At 69.9% G+C, this 16,858-nt stretch carries 13 protein-coding genes; 7 read left to right on the forward strand and 6 right to left on the reverse strand.

What is annotated here, in order from left to right; genetic code table 11:
• A partial coding sequence (locus ABT078_RS34545; RefSeq protein WP_351234905.1) for a hypothetical protein occupies nt 1-1,086 on the forward strand: 1,086 nt, incomplete at its 5' end.
• A 694-nt stretch (nt 1,087-1,780) separates the two neighbouring features.
• Here the strand turns inward: ABT078_RS34545 and moaA are convergent.
• The 3 genes from moaA to ABT078_RS34560 form a co-directional block, all read right to left on the reverse strand.
• Complete coding sequence (gene moaA, locus ABT078_RS34550) at nt 1,781-2,770, reverse strand: GTP 3',8-cyclase MoaA (RefSeq protein ID WP_351234907.1); 990 nt, start codon at nt 2,768-2,770, stop codon at nt 1,781-1,783.
• 119 nt (nt 2,771-2,889) lie between these two features.
• Entirely contained in the window at nt 2,890-4,365 is a 1,476-nt protein-coding gene (gene pntB / locus ABT078_RS34555) for a Re/Si-specific NAD(P)(+) transhydrogenase subunit beta (RefSeq protein ID WP_351234909.1), read from the reverse strand.
• Between the two features lie 6 nt (nt 4,366-4,371).
• Nucleotides 4,372-5,913, reverse strand: a complete 1,542-nt coding sequence (locus tag ABT078_RS34560; protein ID WP_351234911.1) for a Re/Si-specific NAD(P)(+) transhydrogenase subunit alpha — start codon at nt 5,911-5,913, stop codon at nt 4,372-4,374.
• 157 nt (nt 5,914-6,070) lie between these two features.
• Between ABT078_RS34560 and ABT078_RS34565 the strand changes: the two genes are divergently transcribed.
• Nucleotides 6,071-7,084 carry a 2-dehydropantoate 2-reductase gene (locus ABT078_RS34565; protein ID WP_351234913.1) on the forward strand — a complete coding sequence of 338 codons (1,014 nt, stop codon included), beginning with the start codon at nt 6,071-6,073 and terminating at the stop codon, nt 7,082-7,084.
• 366 nt (nt 7,085-7,450) lie between these two features.
• On the forward strand, nt 7,451-8,383 hold the full coding sequence (locus ABT078_RS34570; protein ID WP_351234915.1) for a LysR family transcriptional regulator: 933 nt from the start codon (nt 7,451-7,453) through the stop codon (nt 8,381-8,383).
• 17 nt (nt 8,384-8,400) lie between these two features.
• On the opposite strand, the gene ABT078_RS34575 is transcribed toward ABT078_RS34570, so the two are convergent.
• Nucleotides 8,401-9,996, reverse strand: a complete 1,596-nt coding sequence (locus ABT078_RS34575) for a FadD7 family fatty acid--CoA ligase (RefSeq protein WP_351234917.1) — start codon at nt 9,994-9,996, stop codon at nt 8,401-8,403.
• Nucleotides 9,997-10,254: 258 nt separating this feature from the next.
• Between ABT078_RS34575 and oxc the strand changes: the two genes are divergently transcribed.
• Together oxc and frc are read left to right on the forward strand one after the other, a co-directional pair.
• The gene (oxc, locus tag ABT078_RS34580) at nt 10,255-12,006 is read left to right on the forward strand and encodes an oxalyl-CoA decarboxylase (protein WP_351234919.1); all 1,752 of its coding nucleotides are present in this window, start codon (nt 10,255-10,257) and stop codon (nt 12,004-12,006) included.
• A gap of 74 nt (nt 12,007-12,080) precedes the next feature.
• Entirely contained in the window at nt 12,081-13,337 is a 1,257-nt protein-coding gene (frc, locus tag ABT078_RS34585) for a formyl-CoA transferase (RefSeq protein ID WP_351234921.1), read from the forward strand.
• A 146-nt stretch (nt 13,338-13,483) separates the two neighbouring features.
• Here the strand turns inward: frc and ABT078_RS34590 are convergent, their stop codons facing one another.
• Nucleotides 13,484-13,927 (reverse strand): PAS domain S-box protein, encoded by a 444-nt coding sequence (locus ABT078_RS34590; protein ID WP_351234923.1) that lies wholly within the window; start codon nt 13,925-13,927, stop codon nt 13,484-13,486.
• A 308-nt stretch (nt 13,928-14,235) separates the two neighbouring features.
• Nucleotides 14,236-14,493: a hypothetical protein gene (locus ABT078_RS34595; protein ID WP_351234973.1), complete on the reverse strand. Its 258-nt coding sequence runs from the start codon at nt 14,491-14,493 to the stop codon at nt 14,236-14,238.
• Nucleotides 14,494-14,578: 85 nt separating this feature from the next.
• On the opposite strand from ABT078_RS34595, the gene ABT078_RS42960 reads away from it, so the two are divergent.
• The gene (locus tag ABT078_RS42960) at nt 14,579-15,589 is read left to right on the forward strand and encodes a hypothetical protein (protein WP_502981457.1); all 1,011 of its coding nucleotides are present in this window, start codon (nt 14,579-14,581) and stop codon (nt 15,587-15,589) included.
• 621 nt (nt 15,590-16,210) lie between these two features.
• Nucleotides 16,211-16,819, forward strand: coding sequence for a helix-turn-helix domain-containing protein (locus tag ABT078_RS34610; protein WP_351234925.1), 609 nt, complete (start codon nt 16,211-16,213; stop codon nt 16,817-16,819).
• Nucleotides 16,820-16,858 lie beyond the last annotated feature (39 nt).

The following is a 16,858-nucleotide window of genomic DNA, read 5'->3' on the forward strand; positions in this document are numbered from 1 at the left end:
AACTCGAAGTTCACCTACCTGGTCAGCAGCATCTGGGCCGAGCCCGCCGCCGACGGCGCGAACCCGTCCTCGGTCTACTACCTCACCCGGCCGGTGTTCGGCGCCATCCCGGCGGACCCCGCCTACAACCCTCGCAAGTCGGATCTGGCCGAGGTGAACAGCACGTTCGCCGCCACCGCATCCGGAGCCCCCGCGTTCCGCTTCGTCTACACGCATGTGGGCAACGTCCGCTTCGCCGGGCACATGATGAAGGGAGTCCCGGTTCCGAGCCGGCGCGTCGACTACTTCTCGGGGGGTGAGGGCCTGCGCTGGCAGACCGCCTTCGACCAGCTCGACTTCCTGGATCCGAACAGCCCGCACGGCCAGATGTACCTCAGCGCCCTGCACGGCTACAAGGCCGGTACCAAGGTCGACGAGCGCTGGAACCAGGGCGTGCAGGCCATGGGCTTCTCGCCCGAGGGCCTGAACACCTTCCGTGAGGGGAACACCATCCTCTACGCGATCCAGGACGCGGCCAACGGAAACCTCGACCTGGTGGCCGGAACGTCGACCGCCAGCAAGGACAACGTGCAGCTGTACCGCAACGGCGAACTCGTCACGGAAAGCCGGGGCTACGCCGACGTACCGGCCGATGCCACCCCCGCCGACTACCGCCTGAACATCCAGGTGCAGCGCGACCGCGCCCCCCTCTCCCTGGTCTCCACGGACCTGCGGGCGGAATGGCGGTTCCGGTCGCAGACCACGTCGGAACGCAAGGCGCTGCCGCTGTACGCGGTGCGCATGGCCCCGCAACTGGACGAGTGGAACCGGGCCGACGACGGACGCGAGTTCGACATCCCGGTCCTGATCCAGCGTCCGGTCGGCGCCGCCGAGTCGTCGATCCGTACCTTCACCACCGAGGTCTCCTACGACGAGGGCAAGACCTGGCACACCGCCAAGGTCGAGGGCTCCGGTATGAAGCGGACCGTGACCGTCGACCACCCGCACCGCACCTCGGGCGGCTCGGTCTCGCTGCGCACGTACGTGAAGGACGCCGCGGGCAACTCCTTCAAGCAGACCGTGATCAAGGCCTACCTCCTCAAGTAGGCACCACCAGCAGTGAGGGCCCGCCGGAACCTGTCCGGCGGGCCCTCACTGCTGTTCCCGCATCAGAGGCTGTTCGCGACGGGACCGGGCCGCGACCAGGACGAGACCGGACGTCCTCCACCCTCCGTCATCGCTCCTGCGTTGACTCCCTCAACGCTGTCCGAACGCGCCGTCGAACAGTTGCCTGGAGCGCACGCCGTTGTCCGAAGAGCAGCCGGCGCGCCGCGAGGCGGTCACGGGAATGCCGCGTGCCGCCCGCCGCCGGCCCGGTCATGCCCCCGCGCGCTCGGAGATCAGCGAGCAGACGCCGCTCGGCGCGGTGTACGTCCGCTCACTGAGGCGCGGTCAGCTGCGAACGGTGTCGGCGGCCAGGAGAAATGGTCCTGATCTCCTCTCTGTGGAGCGATCACGGCCTGTGACGGTGGTCAGTCGGCGTGGAGGATTCGGAGGCGGAGAAGGTCGAAGCCGGCCAGGCCATACCCCTCCCTCCTGATCTGTTTGATGCGGTTCACGTTGCCTCGACCCTGCCGGAGTTCCACTCCAGGGCGAGGGCGGCGGCGACGGCGTCGATGCGCGATACCGGCTCAGGGCGACGTCGCCGTTGGCCCAGGTTCCGTCAACGGACGGGCCCTCGGCCTTGAAGCCCATCGTGAGCGAATCACTGAGATTCATGGAAACGCAGTGAGCGGCAGGGTCAGCCTCCGATGGCGGACATCGGCCGTCGGGGCTGAAGGAAGGCCGGGGTGTCGAGCCCGGAGCCGGCCTTCTTGCCCCACATCGCGGCGCGCCACCGTTCGGCGACGTCGTGATCCGTCGCGCCGGAGCGAAGGGTCGTGCGCAGGTCCGACTCCTCGCGGGCGAAGAGGCAGTTGCGGACCTGGCCGTCGGCGGTGAGCCGGGTGCGGTCGCAGGCGCGGCAGAACGGCCGCGTGACGGCGGCGATCACGCCGACCCGGACGGGCCCGCCGTCGACCAGCCAGCGCTCGGCGGGCGCGGAGCCGCGCACGGAGGACACCTCGGGGGTGAGGGTGAAGCGTGCGGAGAGTCTCTCGAGGATCTCCGCGGCGGTGACCATGTCGCTGCGCTGCCAGCCGTGCTGGGCGTCCAGCGGCATCTGCTCGATGAAGCGCAGCTCGTACCCGTGCTCAACGGCCCAGCCGAGCAGGTCGGCGGCCTCGTCGTCGTTGACACCGCGCATGAGGACCGCATTGACCTTCACCGGTGTGAGGCCGGCCGCGTGGGCCGCGCTCAGGCCGTCGACGACGTCGTGCAGCCGGTCACGGCGGGTCAGGGTGCGGAAGACCTCGGGACGCAGGGTGTCGAGGGAGACGTTGACCCGGTCGAGCCCGGCGGCGCGCAGGGCCTCGGCGGTGCGGGCCAGTCCGACGCCGTTGGTGGTCAGGGAGAGTTGGGGGCGCGGGTCGAGGGCGGCGCAGCGCTCGACGATGCCGACCAGGCCCGGGCGCAGCAGCGGCTCACCGCCGGTAAAGCGCACCTCGGTGACGCCCAGATCGGTCACCGCGATCGAGACCAGCCGCACGATCTCGTCGTCGGTGAGCAGGTCGGGCTTGGACAGCCACTGCAAGCCCTCCTCCGGCATGCAGTAGGTGCAGCGCAGATTGCACCGGTCGGTCAGGGAGACCCGTAGGTCGGTGGCGATCCGACCGTAGGTGTCGAGCAACATGGACTCCACCTTTCCGTGGGGCGGCGTTGCGGTGGGGCGGGAAGCCGTCGGCTGCCCGGCCCCACCACAACGTGAGCAGGAGGCGCCGACGGGGTGTGCCGGCGCCGCTGCGCGAAGTGTCAGGCGTGCGCCGGCTGCTCGGCCGGACGGGAGCCCGAACGCGGCGCCGCGGGACCGGAGTCCGCCGGGCCCAGCGCGCGCAGGATGTCCTCCACGCTCTGCTTGGCGTCACCGAAGAGCATGCTGGTGTTGTCGCGGAAGAAGAGCGGGTTCTGCACGCCCGCGTAGCCCGAGGCCATGGAGCGCTTGAACACGATGACGTTCTCGGCCTCCCAGACCCGCAGCACCGGCATGCCGGCGATGGGGCTGGACGGGTCGTCGGTTGCCGCCGGGTTGACGGTGTCGTTGGCGCCGATGACCAGCACGACCGTGGTGTGGGCGAAGTCGTCGTTGATCTCGTCCATTTCCAGTACGACGTCGTAGGGCACCTTGGCCTCGGCCAGCAGCACGTTCATGTGCCCGGGAAGCCGTCCGGCCACCGGGTGCACGCCGAAGCGCACGTCGACCCCGCGCTCGCGCAGGGCCCGGGTCAGCTCGGCCACCGGGTGCTGGGCCTGGGCCACCGCCATGCCGTACCCCGGGGTGATGATCACCGATGTGGCGTTCGTCAGCAGCTCCGCGCCGTCCTCGGCGCTGATCTCGCGGTGCTCGCCCTGCTCGGTGTCGCCGCCTGCCGCTGCCTCGACGCCGAATCCGCCGGCGATCACCGAGATGAAGGACCGGTTCATCGCCTTGCACATGATGAACGACAGGTACGCGCCGGACGAGCCGACCAGCGCTCCGGTGACGATGAGGAGGTTGTTGTTGAGCAGGAAGCCCGCCGCCGCTGCCGCCCACCCCGAGTAGCTGTTGAGCATCGAGACCACGACGGGCATGTCACCGCCGCCGATGGAGGCGACCAGGTGCCACCCCAGCGCGAGCGCCAGGACGGTGACGGCGATCATCAGGCCGAGGCCCGGGCTCACCGTGAACCAGATCGTCAGTGCCACGAAGGCGACCAGCGCCCCCACGTTGAGGGCGTTCTTGCCGGGCAGCGTCAGCGGCCTGGACTTGATCCGCGCCGACAGCTTGAGGAAGGCGACGATCGAGCCGGTGAAGGTGACCGCGCCGATCAAGATGCCGATGAACACCTCGGCGTGGTGGATGCGCAGCAGGTCGTGGGCGACCTCTGTCTGCGCGGCGCCGTGGGCCTCGACCCCGAGGTAGCTGTTCCAGCCGACCAGCACCGCGGCCAGCCCGACGAGGCTGTGCAGAACGGCGATGAGTTCCGGCATCTGGGTCATCTCCACCTTGCGGGCCCGCCACAGGCCCACGGCTCCGCCGATCGCCGTGGCGATGAGGATCAGCGCGATGGCGCCGGCCGAGATGCCCCGCGCGGCGACGACGACCGTGGCGGCGAGCGCGAGCCCCATTCCGCCGATGCCGTAGGCCACCCCGGCGCGGGCGGTGTGGTGCTGGGAGAGCCCGGCCAGGCTGAAGATGAACAACAGCGCTGCGACGATGTCGGCGGCTTGTGCCGCCGTGGTTGCGTTCATCGATCCTCAGCCTTTCGAGAACATGCCGAGCATGCGGCGGGTGACGGCGAATCCTCCGAAGATGTTCACGGTGGTCAGCAGGATCGCCACGAACGAGAGCACGGTGACGGCCATGTGCCCGTGGCCGATCTGCAGCAGCGCACCGACCACCACGATCCCGGAGATCGCGTTGGTGACCGACATCAGCGGGGTGTGCAGGGCGTGGTGGACCTTGCCGATCACGTAGTAGCCGATGACGACGGCCAGGGCGAACACGGTGAAGTTCGCGGCGAGTTGGGCGGGGGAGTAGGCGATGAGCAGGAACATCGCGATCATGCCGAGGCCGATCAGGCCGTAGCGGACGGCCGGCGAGAGGCCGGAGTCCTTCGCCTTGGGGGCCTCGGCCGGCGCTGCCGCCGGCTTCGCGGGCGCGGCCGACACCTGCACGGGCGGTGGCGGCCAGGTCTTCTCGCCGTCGCGCACCACGGTCACGGCCCGCTGTACGACGTCGTCGAAGTCCAGCGTCACCTGCCCGTCCTTGCCGGGTGTGAGCAGCTTCAGCAGGTTGACGAGGTTGGTTCCGTACAGCTGCGAGGCCTGCGTGGGCAGCCGGCCGGCGAGGTCGGTGTAGCCGATGATCGTCACACCGTTGTCGGTGACGATCGCCCTGCCGCTGACCGTGCCCTCGACATTGCCGCCCTGCGCCGCGGCCATGTCCACGATGACACTGCCGGGCTTCATGGACGCCACGTGCTCCGCCGTGATCAGGCGGGGCGCCGTGCGGCCGGGGATCAGCGCGGTGGTGACGATGATGTCGACGTCCCGGGCCTGTTCGCCGTAGATCTCCGCGGCGCGCCGGTCGTACGCCTCGGACGTGGCCTTGGCGTACCCGTCCGCGCCGGACTCCTGTTCCACCTCGACGGCGAGGAACTCACCGCCCAGCGAGCGGACCTGGTCGGCGACCTCCGCCCGCGGATCGGTGGCCCGTACCACCGCGCCCAGGCTGCCGGCCGCGCCGATCGCCGCGAGTCCGGCCACACCCGCACCGGCCACCAGGACCTTCGCGGGCGGCACTTTGCCCGCCGCGGTGACCTGGCCGGTGAAGAAGCGTCCGAAGGCGTGCGCCGCCTCGATCACGGCGCGATACCCGGCGATGTTGGCCATCGAGCTGAGGACGTCCAGCGACTGGGCCCGGGAGATGCGCGGTACGGCGTCCATCGACAGGACGGTGATCGGCCGCCGTGCGAGGTCGTCCAGGAGGTCGGGGCTCAGCGCGGGGGCGATCAGCCCGATCAGCATCGCCCCGTCCCGCAGCTTCTCGATCTCCTCGTGCGAGGGCGCGTTGACTTTCAGGACGACGTCCGCCTGCCAGGCGTCGCCGATCCGCGCGCCCGCCTCGGCGTAGGCGTCGTCGGAGAATCCCGAGGCCTCTCCTGCCTCCGATTCGACGACGACCTCGTAGCCGAGGCCGAGAAGTTGGCGGACGCTGGCTGGTGTCGCGGCCACGCGGGTCTCCCCGGCTGTGGACTCGGCGACGACACCGATCTGCTGTGGCGGTGAATCCGACATCGCTCTCCTTTTCGTCCTTTTCGACCGTCCTGGCTCGGCAGTGGCCGGGCTTGGTCAACTATCCGAAGCGAGCGTCTTTTTGTCATGCGACTGTACTTCCGGAGAGAACACTGCATACAGTATCCATTCCTCCACCCTCAAATCGAGAGGAGCCGCCGTGAAAATCGCAGTCCTCGGAGCCGGCGCAATCGGCGCCTACGTCGGAGCGGCACTGCACCGTGGTGGCGCTGACGTCCACCTGATCGCCCGAGGCGAGCACCTGAAGGCGATCCGCGCCCACGGGGTCCGGGTGAACAGCCCACGCGGTGACTTCGTGGCACGGCCCCACGCCACGGACGACCCGGCCGAGATCGGTCCCGTCGACTACGTGTTCCTGGGCCTGAAGGCGCACGCCTACCCGTCCTCCGGAGCGTTGGTCGCCCCCTTGCTGGGGGACCGGACCGCAGTGGTCGCCGGTCAGAACGGCATTCCCTGGTGGTACTTCCACAAGCTGTCCGGTCCCTATGAGGGACGGCGGATCGAGGCGGTCGACCCGGACGGTGCCACCAGCAAGGTGCTGCCACCGGAACGGGCGATCGGCTGTGTCGTCTACCCCGCCACGGTCATCGAGGCGCCCGGTGTCATCCGGCATCTGGAGGGCACCCGCTTCTCCATCGGCGAACCGGGAGGCTCGATCTCCGACCGGTGTACCACGTTGAGCGAGGCCATGGTCGCGGGCGGGCTGAAGTGCCCGGTGGAGGCGAATCTGCGCGACGACATCTGGATCAAGCTGATGGGCAACGTCGCCTTCAACCCGATCAGCGCGCTCACCAGGGCGACGATGGTCGAGATCTGCCGGCACCTGCCCACGCGCCGGCTGGTCGCCCAACTCATGGAGGAGACCCTCGACATCGCGGCCAGGGTCGGCAGCACTCCGAACATCTCGATCGAGAAGAGACTGCGAGGTGCGGAGGGGGTGGGACACCACAAGACCTCCATGCTGCAGGACCTCGAGGCCGGCAAGCAGATGGAACTCGACGCCATCGTGACAGCGGTGGTGGAAATGGCCGACATCACGGGCGCCGACGCGCCCACGTTGCGTGCGGTCCACGCCGCCACCGACCTCCTGGCGCGACGCTCCACCGCAGGCATGGAGAACGGCGGCAGGGCCCAGGAGCCGGTTCCCGCCTAGCGCGGGCGCGGGATACCCGCGTACCCGGAACGGAACACCGACAGACCACCGGACCGCCGTCCGGACGACCACCGACCACCCCTTACGATGTCGCGGCACCTGGCCCCGTCCCGGCTGCTTCGGGGCCAGGCTCCGGCACCGTCGAGGTGGCGGGCCGGCGGTGCACCTCGTACGACGACGACTCCGGCACAGACACATCGGAGCCGCCTGGAAGGACGCGGCCGCCGCACCGCATCCCGTTCGCGTGTCGCCGGCCCGCCGGGGACGTTCTCCACGTCCGGGGAGTTGACCAGCGGGAACGGGCGGCCCAGCGACTCCAGCAGAATGTGCCGGCGCGGCCGCGGCCCAGGCAGAAAGGAGTCGTTCATGCTGTTCCGTCAGCTGGAGTACTTCGTGGCGGTGGCCAGGGAGAGGCACTTCGCCCGCGCGGCGGAGGCCTGCTTCGTGTCGCAGCCCGCGCTCTCGGCGGCGATCGCCAAGCTCGAGCGGGAGCTGAACGTCACACTGATCAACCGTGGGCACAAGTACCAGGGCCTGACCCCGGAGGGCGAGCGGCTCGTCGTGTGGGCCAAGCGGATCCTCGCCGAGCAGGAGGCGTTCAAAGCCGAGGTGGCCGCCGTCCAGTCCGGCATCACCGGGACGCTGCGGCTGGGCGCGGAACCGACGGCATCGACGACCGTGGTCCTTCCCGTGGCCGCGTTCTGCGCGGCACACCCGCTGGCCAAGGTGCAGGTCCGCTCCCGTCTGTCGACGACGGAGCTGACCCGGCAGCTGCGCGCGTTCGAACTGGACGCGGCGATCGCCCACTTCGCCCCGGACGACCGGGAGAGCCTGCAGGTGATGCCGCTCTACGAGGAGCGGTACATGCTGCTCGCGTCCAGCGACCAGCTGCTGCCCCAGACCGACACCATGACCTGGGCGGAGGCGGCCCAGCTGCCGCTTGCGTTGCTGACACCCGACATGAGGATCCGCCAGGTCATCGACAGCGCCTTCGCGGACAGCGGGGTCGTGGTGACCCCGCAGGTCGAGACCGACTCGGTCGCCACTCTCTACGCCAACGTGGGCATCGGCGCGTGCGCGAGCATCGTGCCGCACACCTGGCTGCGCGCCATGCCGGTGACGGGCAGGCTGAGAGCCGTCCGGCTGGTGGACCCGGTCGCCCGGGCGCAGGTCTCGGTGGCGATCCACGCCGCGACCCCCGGTTCGGTCGCGGCGCGGGCGTTCATGACCGCGGCGGCGGGCCTGTCGCTGGACGAGTTCTTCGACCAGCCGCTGGCGTCCGAGCACCTCGTCAGGTGAGACCCGCCCGCGCGGCGTCAGCGCGCGAACCGGGCCTCCACTGCCGACCGGTCGAGACCCCCCTTGGCGGTGTGAGGCAGAGCGGCGACGACCTCGAGCCGGTCGGGCACCTCGAAGGGGGCCAGCCGACTGCGGCAGTACCGCAGGATCTCCTCGGAGCCGGTGGTCCAGCCCTCGCGCACGACCACGGCGGCGCCGACGCGCTGCCCGTACGTCGCGTCGGGTACGGCGAACACCGCCGCCTCGGCGACACCGGGACACCCGGCCAGGATGTCCTCGACATGCTCGGGGGAGATCTTCTCGCCTCCGCGGTTGATGAGGTTCTTGATGCGCCCGGTCAGGAACAGGTCCCCGTCCTTGTCCAGTGAGCCCAGATCGCCGGTGCGGAACCACCCGTCGACGAAACTGCGCGCCGTCTCGGCCGGGTCGGCCAGATAGCCGCGGGCGACGGTAGGACCCTGCACCCAGATCTCGCCCTCCGTGCCGACCGGGCACATGTGACCGTTCTGATCGAGGACACGTACGTCCACCCCCGTCGGCCGGCCGACCGAGCCGTGCTTGAGGAGCCCTTGATGCGGCAGGGGCTCACTGGTCGCCTGATGGGCGGACTCCGTCATTCCGTACGCGGAGAGCAACGGCGCGCCCAGCGTGCGCTCCAGCGCCCGCTGCGTGGCCGTGTTGAGGGGGGCACTGCAACTGCGCGCGAACTTCAGGGCCGGGACGAGGGGACCCGGGTGCTCGATCGCCGATCGCTCCAGGAGGATCTCGTGGACGGTCGGGACCGCGGTGAACCATGTGGCGTCCGCCGCCCGCATGTCGTCCCAGAACGTGTGCGCCGAAAACCGTCCCCCTGCGGGCAGCAGGACGCACCCCCCACTGGCCAGGGTGGCCAGGAGCGCCGCGAACAGCCCGTGACCGTGGAAGAACGGCATCACCGCGACCGTCGCGTCGTCAGGCCCCAACTCGTAGCAGGCACAGATGCCCTGGACGGAGGCGGCCACGTTCGCCTGGGTCAGCGGCACCATCTTGGCCAGGTCGGTGGTCCCCGCCGTGAACAGCACAAGGGCGTCATCGACCGCGAGCTCCCGAGTCGCGCCGCCCACGTGAGGGGCGGCCGTGAGTGCGCCGGTGTCGAGGACGGCCACCGGCGACCCGCCACGGGGTACGTCCACACGGAGGGTCCACGTCGGGACCGGGACCTGCGCGATCGGCGCCGCACCCGCCGCGGGAGGACCGAGGAGCACCGCCCGCGCCCCCAGCGCCTCCAGCCGGGCGGACATCTGTGACGCGGGCAGCGCCGGGTCCATCGGCGCGATCACCAGCCCGGCTCGTACCCCGCCCAGGAGCGCGACGACGAACTCGGCGGTGTTGGCGCAGACGAGCGCGACCGCGTCGCCGCGGCGCAGCCCCGTGCCGCCCAGCCGGCCGGCCACGTCGTCGGCCAGGGCGGCGAGGGCGCCGTAGGACAGCTCCCCCCGGTCCCCGTTGACGACGAGTGCTCGGGCGCGGGGGCGTTCACGTACGTGCCGGTCGAGGAGATCGACGAGGCCTGTGACCGCCGGGGGCGGGTACCGGTTCGGGTCGCGCACGGATGCTGCGGCCGGAACGGCCATGACCGCACCTCCTCGCGCCAGGTCTGATGAAAGCGGTCGACTGCGAGCCTGCGCGGGGCGCGAGTTGCCCGTCCAATACGCACTGACGAACGCGCGATAGCAGGGGGCTATCAACCGAGCTGCGGACCGGTGCGGCACGACTCGATAGATGCTGGTTATCGGCTGGTCGCCGATAGGTCTTGGACGCGGGGATGCGCGCTGCGGAAGGTGAGAGGAGCAGCCGCACCGGCATGACTTGCCCAAGGAGGACCTCGGACCATGACCGCCCCCTCACCACTGGAGACCGCGGCGACCGCCGACGTTCCGGCCGAGCTCACCGACGGGTACCACCTGGTCGTCGACGCTCTGAAGTTGAACGACATCGACACCATCTACGGGGTGGTCGGCATCCCGATCACCGACCTGGCCCGCCTCGCGCAGGCGCAGGGCATCCGCTACATCGGCTTCCGCCACGAGAGCAACGCGGGACACGCGGCGGCGGCGGCCGGCTACCTCACCAAGAAGCCGGGCATCTGTCTGACGGTGTCCGCTCCGGGCTTCCTCAACGGGCTGGTCGCGCTGGCGAACGCCACCACGAACTGCTTCCCCATGGTGCAGATCTCCGGCTCCAGCGAGCGGCACCTCGTCGACCTCAAGCAGGGCGACTACGAGGAGATGGACCAGCTCGCCGCCGCGCAGCCGTTCTGCAAGGCCGCGTACCGCGTGAGCCGGGTGGAGGACATCGGGCGCGGCATCGCACGGGCCCTGCGCACCGCGATCTCCGGCCGGCCCGGCGGTGTGTACCTCGACATCCCGGCCGCGGTGCTCGGCTCCGTCCTTCCCAAGGCGGACGGCGACAGGACGCTGAGCCGTCTCGTCGACCCGGCGCCGCGCCAGCTGCCCGCACCCGACGCGGTGGACCGCGCGATCGAGCTCCTGGCGGGTGCCCGGCGGCCGCTGGTGGTGCTCGGGAAGGGCGCCGCGTACGCGCAGGCCGACGACCGGATCCGGGAGTTCATCGAGTCCACCGGCATCCCCTTCGTACCGATGTCGATGGCGAAGGGCCTGCTGCCGGACAACCACCCGCAGTCGGCGGCCACGGCCCGTTCGCTGGCGCTGAAGAAGGCCGACGTCGTGATGCTCATCGGCGCCCGCCTGAACTGGCTGCTCAACCACGGCGAGGCACCGCAGTGGAACCCCGACGCGAAGTTCGTCCAGGTGGACATCGAGGCGAAGGAGATGGACAGCAACCAGCCCATCGCCGCCCCGCTCGTCGGTGACATCGAGTCGGTGCTCGAAGCGCTCGCCGAGCGGACCAAGCCGGGCCGGATCGCGACCCCCACCGCCTGGCGGGAGGAACTGGGGGCGCGCTCCGCGCAGAACGTGGCCAAGATGGCGGAGCGCCTCAAGGCCGACCCGCACCCGATGCAGTTCATGGGCGCCCTGAAGGCGGTACGAGACGTCATGCACCAGCGCCCCGAGACGTACCTCGTCAACGAGGGCGCCAACGCACTGGACATCGCCCGCAACGTGATCGACATGCATGTGCCGCGCCACCGTCTCGACAGCGGCACCTGGGGCGTCATGGGCATCGGCATGGGCTACGCGATCGCCGCCGCCGTCGAGACCGGCCAGCCGGTCGTGGCCGTCGAGGGCGACAGCGCCTTCGGGTTCAGCGGCATGGAGCTGGAGACGATCTGCCGCTACAAGCTGCCGGTCGTCACCGTCATCATGAACAACGGCGGCGTCTACCGCGGCGACGACGTCAACCCGCTCGACGACGCCCCGTCCCCGACGACGCTGATGCTCGCGGCGCGGCACGACCGGATGATCGAGGCCTTCGGCGGCAAGGGCTACCACGCGACCACGCCCGCCGAGGTCACCGCCGCCCTCACCGAGGCGCTGGCCTCGGGCGGACCGGCGCTCATCGACTGCGCGATCGACCCGTCGGCCGGTACCGAGAGCGGTCACATCTCGCACCTCAACCCCAAGGGCATCACCGTCGGCAACATCACGCCGGCGAAGAAGTGACAGCCCGTATCACCGAAGCCCCGTTCTCCAGCACTGCTCACCCGCGCACCGCGAACTCACAAGAAGGAAGCCACATGAGTGACAAGCCGCTCGCCGGAATCAAGGTGATCGACTTCACCGGGGTCCAGGCCGGTCCCGCGTGCACCCAGATGCTCGCCTGGTTCGGCGCCGACGTCATCAAGGTCGAGCGTCCCCAGGGCGGCGACGTGACCCGCAACCAGCTCCGGGACATCCCCGACCTCGACGCGCTGTACTTCACCATGCTGAACAGCAACAAGCGCTCGCTGGCCATCAACACCAAGACCCCCGAGGGCAAGGAGGTCATGGAGAAGCTGATCCGCGAGGCGGACATCCTGGTCGAGAACTTCGCGCCGGGCGCCATGGACCGCATGGGCCTCGGCTGGGACCACATCCACGAACTGAACCCGCGCCTGATCTTCGGCTCGGTCAAGGGCTTCAACGACGACTCGTCCTGGAACGACCTCAAGGTCTACGAGAACGTCGCCCAGGCCGCCGGCGGTGCCGCGTCCACCACGGGCTTCTGGGACGGCCCGCCGACCATCAGCGGCTCGGCCCTCGGCGACAGCAACACCGGCATGCACCTGATGATCGGCCTGCTGACCGCGATCATCCACCGGAACGCGACCGGCGTGGGTCAGAAGGTGTCGGTGTCCATGCAGGACGCCGTCCTCAACCTGACCCGCGTCAAGCTCCGCGACCAGCAGCGCCTGGAGAAGGTCGGCTACCTGGAGGAGTACCCGCAGTACCCGAACGGCGAGTTCGGCGACGCGGTGCCCCGCGGCGGCAACGCCGGCGGCGGTGGCCAGCCGGGCTGGATCCTGAAGTGCAAGGGCTGGGAGACCGACCCCAACGCCTACATCTACTTCACGATCCAGGAGCAGAACTGGAAGCGCACCGCCGAGGCCATCGGCCGGCCCGAGTGGGTCGAGGACCCGGAGTACACGAGCGCCAAGGCGCGTCAGCCGCACATCATGGAGATCTTCGGCGAGATCGAGAAGTGGCTCGCCGACAAGACCAAGTACGAGGCGGTCGACATCCTGCGCAAGTGGGAGGTGCCCTGTGCGCCCGTGCTCAGCATGAAGGAGCTCGCCGAGGACGCCGACATGCGCAAGAGCGGCACCATCGTCGAGGTCGAGCAGAAGGGCCGTGGCACCTACCTGACCGTGGGCAGCCCCATCAAGTTCTCGAACTTCAAGCCCGAGATCAAGGGCGCCCCGCTGCTCGGCGAGCACGGCAGCGAGGTCCTTGCCGACCTGGGCTACGACGCGGACGCGATCGTCAAGCTGCGCGAGAGCCAGATCATCGTCTGACCCCGGACCGCCCCACGGGTGCCCCGCGCGCGATCCTCGTGCGCGGGGCACCCGTGGGTGTGCGGGACTGCGTACGGCGAAGCCCCCGTGCCGGCACGGGGGCTTCATCGCCTAGGACGGCCTGGGACGGCCTCGGAGGGCGGGGGTCAGGCCGTCGTGTGGGCCGCCTTGGCGGCCGCCACCTGGCGGTACATCTCCTTCTCCCGGGCGCGACGCGCGGTGACGTCCCGGATGACCGCCCCGACGTAACCCGGCTGTCCTTCCGCGTCGTTCAGGAGCACCACGCTGAACTCGATCGACAGTTTCCTGCCCCCGGCGCCCACCGCGGGGACGTTCAGGAGGTCGTCGTCCCCGTACTTGGTGGTCCCGGTGGCCATGGACTTCTCGAAACCGTCCCAGTGACGCTGCTGGTGCCGTTCGGGAATGATCACGTCCAGGCTGCGGCCGGCGACCTCGGCCGCCGAGAACCCGAATATCCGCTCCGCACCGTGGTTCCAGTAACGGATGAGCCCTTCCCGGTCGATGATCACTACGCCGTCAGGTGCCTGGGCCGTCATGCCCAGAACCACCGTGGGGTCCAGATCTTCCATGTCTCCTCCGAGTTGGGGCAACAGGGCAATCCATCGATGAGCGTAAGCACCGTTAGTATACAGAATACTGTCGGAGAGGAGGCGTGGGTCGGCACCCAACACCGCTCGGACGGTCGGGCGTTACGGCGATGTGCTCGCCGTGCTGCCGGCGGATCACGGACGTGGTGAGGCCGGAGGCGGACTCGCGCGGCTGAAGTGTGTGCCGCAGCTGCGCAGGTGACATCTAGTCAGGGCTGCGTGCCGTGACGAACTCGCGCCCGAGTGGGTGCCGGCCGATGGCCGCAGGGCCGGGCCCCGGCACCTGTCAGCTACCAGGGCGGCGTGGCACTCCAGGTGAGAGAAGCTACGTGTCTCGGCCGGTGGAGTACGGCCACGGCCTCCTTGACGCGCCCGAGCTCCATGAGGTGTGCGGCGAGGACCCTGAAGTTGGCCGGGAGGGTCGGGTCCAGGACCGCGACGGCCACCTCCGGGCGCCCGGCTTCGGAGAGCAGCTCGGCGAGGTCCTGGGCCCCGTACCAGGTATCCGCATCGGGGCGGGCTCGCGTTTCCTCGATCGCCTGCTCCACTCGGCCGCAGGAGGCGAGAAGCCGGATCCGCAGGCGGAAGAACTCCCAGTCCTCCGAGCCGAGCCGTGCTTTTGAGGTCGTCGAGGTGTGCCAGGCCGTCCTCGGCGCGGCCCTGATCGATGTACAGCGTGCACAAGGTGTCGACGACCCAGTCGGCGTCGCCGCCCTTCGAGCTCGGGAGGGACCGCAGCACCTCGATCGCCTCCTCACCCCTGCCGTGCCTGGCCAGGAGCTCCGCGAGCCGCACCGCCGCGTTCGGCGAACCGTGCGCCTCCAGCGGCTGGTACGCCTCGACCGCGCCCGCCACGTCCCCGCGCCCCTCCAGGAGCTCGGCGAGACACCGGGCCGCGTCCCCGAGGGTCTCGGTCACCGCATACTCCCGCAGCTCGTCGATCCGGTCGTGGCGGGCCAGCAGATCGGCCAGCTGGTCACGGCCGTTGACCGACGTGGTCTCGCGGGTGCGCAGCAGGGTGATCGCCTCGTCGATCCGCCCCTGTCGCTCGCGTACGGTAGCCAACAGGTCAACGGGGTTGTGGAGTTCGGGAGTCCGTCTGCCGCACGGCGGCCCGTCGCACCGGTGCCCTGCCTCGACGCGGGCGGCCAGCAACGCGGCGACCTCCTCGTCCCGGCCCAGACCGGCGGTCACCTCGACCAGGGCGTCGGCGAGGAACCAGTCCTCGATGTGCGGCCGGAGCAGGGCGTACGCCTCCTCGGCCCGGTCGTGCCGGGCGAGCAGCAGCGCGAAATGCTTGAGCGCCAGTCGCTCCCCGGCCTCCGCGTACGGACGGACGAGTGCGATCGCCTCGTCCGCCCGTCCCCACCCCTCGAGCAGCTCGGCGACGCTGCGGGCCGCCTTCCACCAACCCGTTTCGACGAACGGGGCGAGCACCTCCAGTGCCTCGTCCCGGCGATCCTGAGCGGCGAGCAATCGTGCCCACGTGTTCGCGCAGAACCAGTCTCCGCGGTGCGCCTGGAGTCGTACCTCGTCGAGATGCCCATGCTCGATGAGGTACGCGACCAGATCGGTGGGGATCCACCCGTCGTACGTTCGGGCCCGTCGGTCCAGTTCGGCAGCGTTCACGAGCGCGCACCCTAGCCCCGGACGCTCGCCCTGCCGGCCGCGGGTGGCACGACTGGGATGCTGAACTCCTTTGGTTCCGCGGGGCCTGCGCGATCCCCTCGGCAGGCCTTCACTCGCCCCGCGCATTGCCGGCTCGGTGCGTCGTCAGTTGCCTCAGGGCCTTCGCCGTGTCGGCACGCGTCTCCTCGGTGATGAGGTGCCCGCACGAGACGGTGGAACGGGGCGTGGCGGGCGCTCAACTGACGTACAAAGTGCCGGACTTGGAGTCCAAGTGCGGTGCCCTGGACCACCTCGATCTGCCGCGCGGCCGCTTGGCGTTCGGCCCCCAAGGGCCGAACACACGGTAAGCCGCGGCGAGTGGTCGGTCAGTACGGCCCACCTGTGGCCCAGGTCGCGGACGGCCCTGGCCCCATGGCCTCGGTCGTGTGCCGCCGTACGACCCGTCGGTGTGCGCACGGCAGTCCCCGCACTGCGCGCCGGCCAGAGCTGTTGCGCGCCCTCGGCGGCCGGGTCCTTTCAGCTCTGCATGGCGGACGCCCGCCCGGCTTCAGAAAGATGAACATCAGGGGTTGTCTTCAGCATCATGAAGGTCTTCAATATGTCGCACGACACATCCCCCAGGGACAGGTGGAGACCGTGAACGACACCGACGCACCGATGCCGGACGGCCGACCGGACCTCGATGTGCTGGTCGCCACGGTCGGCCTGCAGATCAAGGCCCTGCGCAAGCAGGCCGATCTGACCCTGGACGAGCTGAGCCGCCGGTCCGGCATCAGCACCGGGCTGATCAGCCAGGTCGAGCGGGGGAAGGGCAATCCCTCCTTCACCAGCCTGGTGCAGATCGCGCACGGTCTGGATGTCCCGATCGGGCGGCTGTTCCATCTCGCCGAGCAGGTCAGCCCGGTGGTCCGTGCCCACGAGCGCCGCAACCTGGACTTCCACGGCTCGGACCCGGCGGACGGTGACCGCTACGAACTGCTCACCCCGTCGCTCAACGGCGCTCTGGAGGTCCTGTGGGTGGTCACCCAGCCGGGCCACGACACCAGCGCCACGCCCTTCCGTCACAACGGCGAGGAGTTCGGCATCGTGCTCTCGGGGGTGAAGGACGTCTATCTCGACGGCGTCCGTCACCGACTCGAGGCGGGCGACTCCATCACGTACTCCTCCAGCACTCCCCACTGGTACGCCAACCCCGGTGACGAGCCCGCCACCTCGATCTGGGTGATCACTCCGCCCAGCTGGTAGGCACAGGCCTCGCGCCGTCCCGTCCCCAACGCCCCGGCC

Source organism: Streptomyces sp. NPDC002133, assembly GCF_040296405.1.
Lineage (GTDB): Bacteria > Actinomycetota > Actinomycetes > Streptomycetales > Streptomycetaceae > Streptomyces.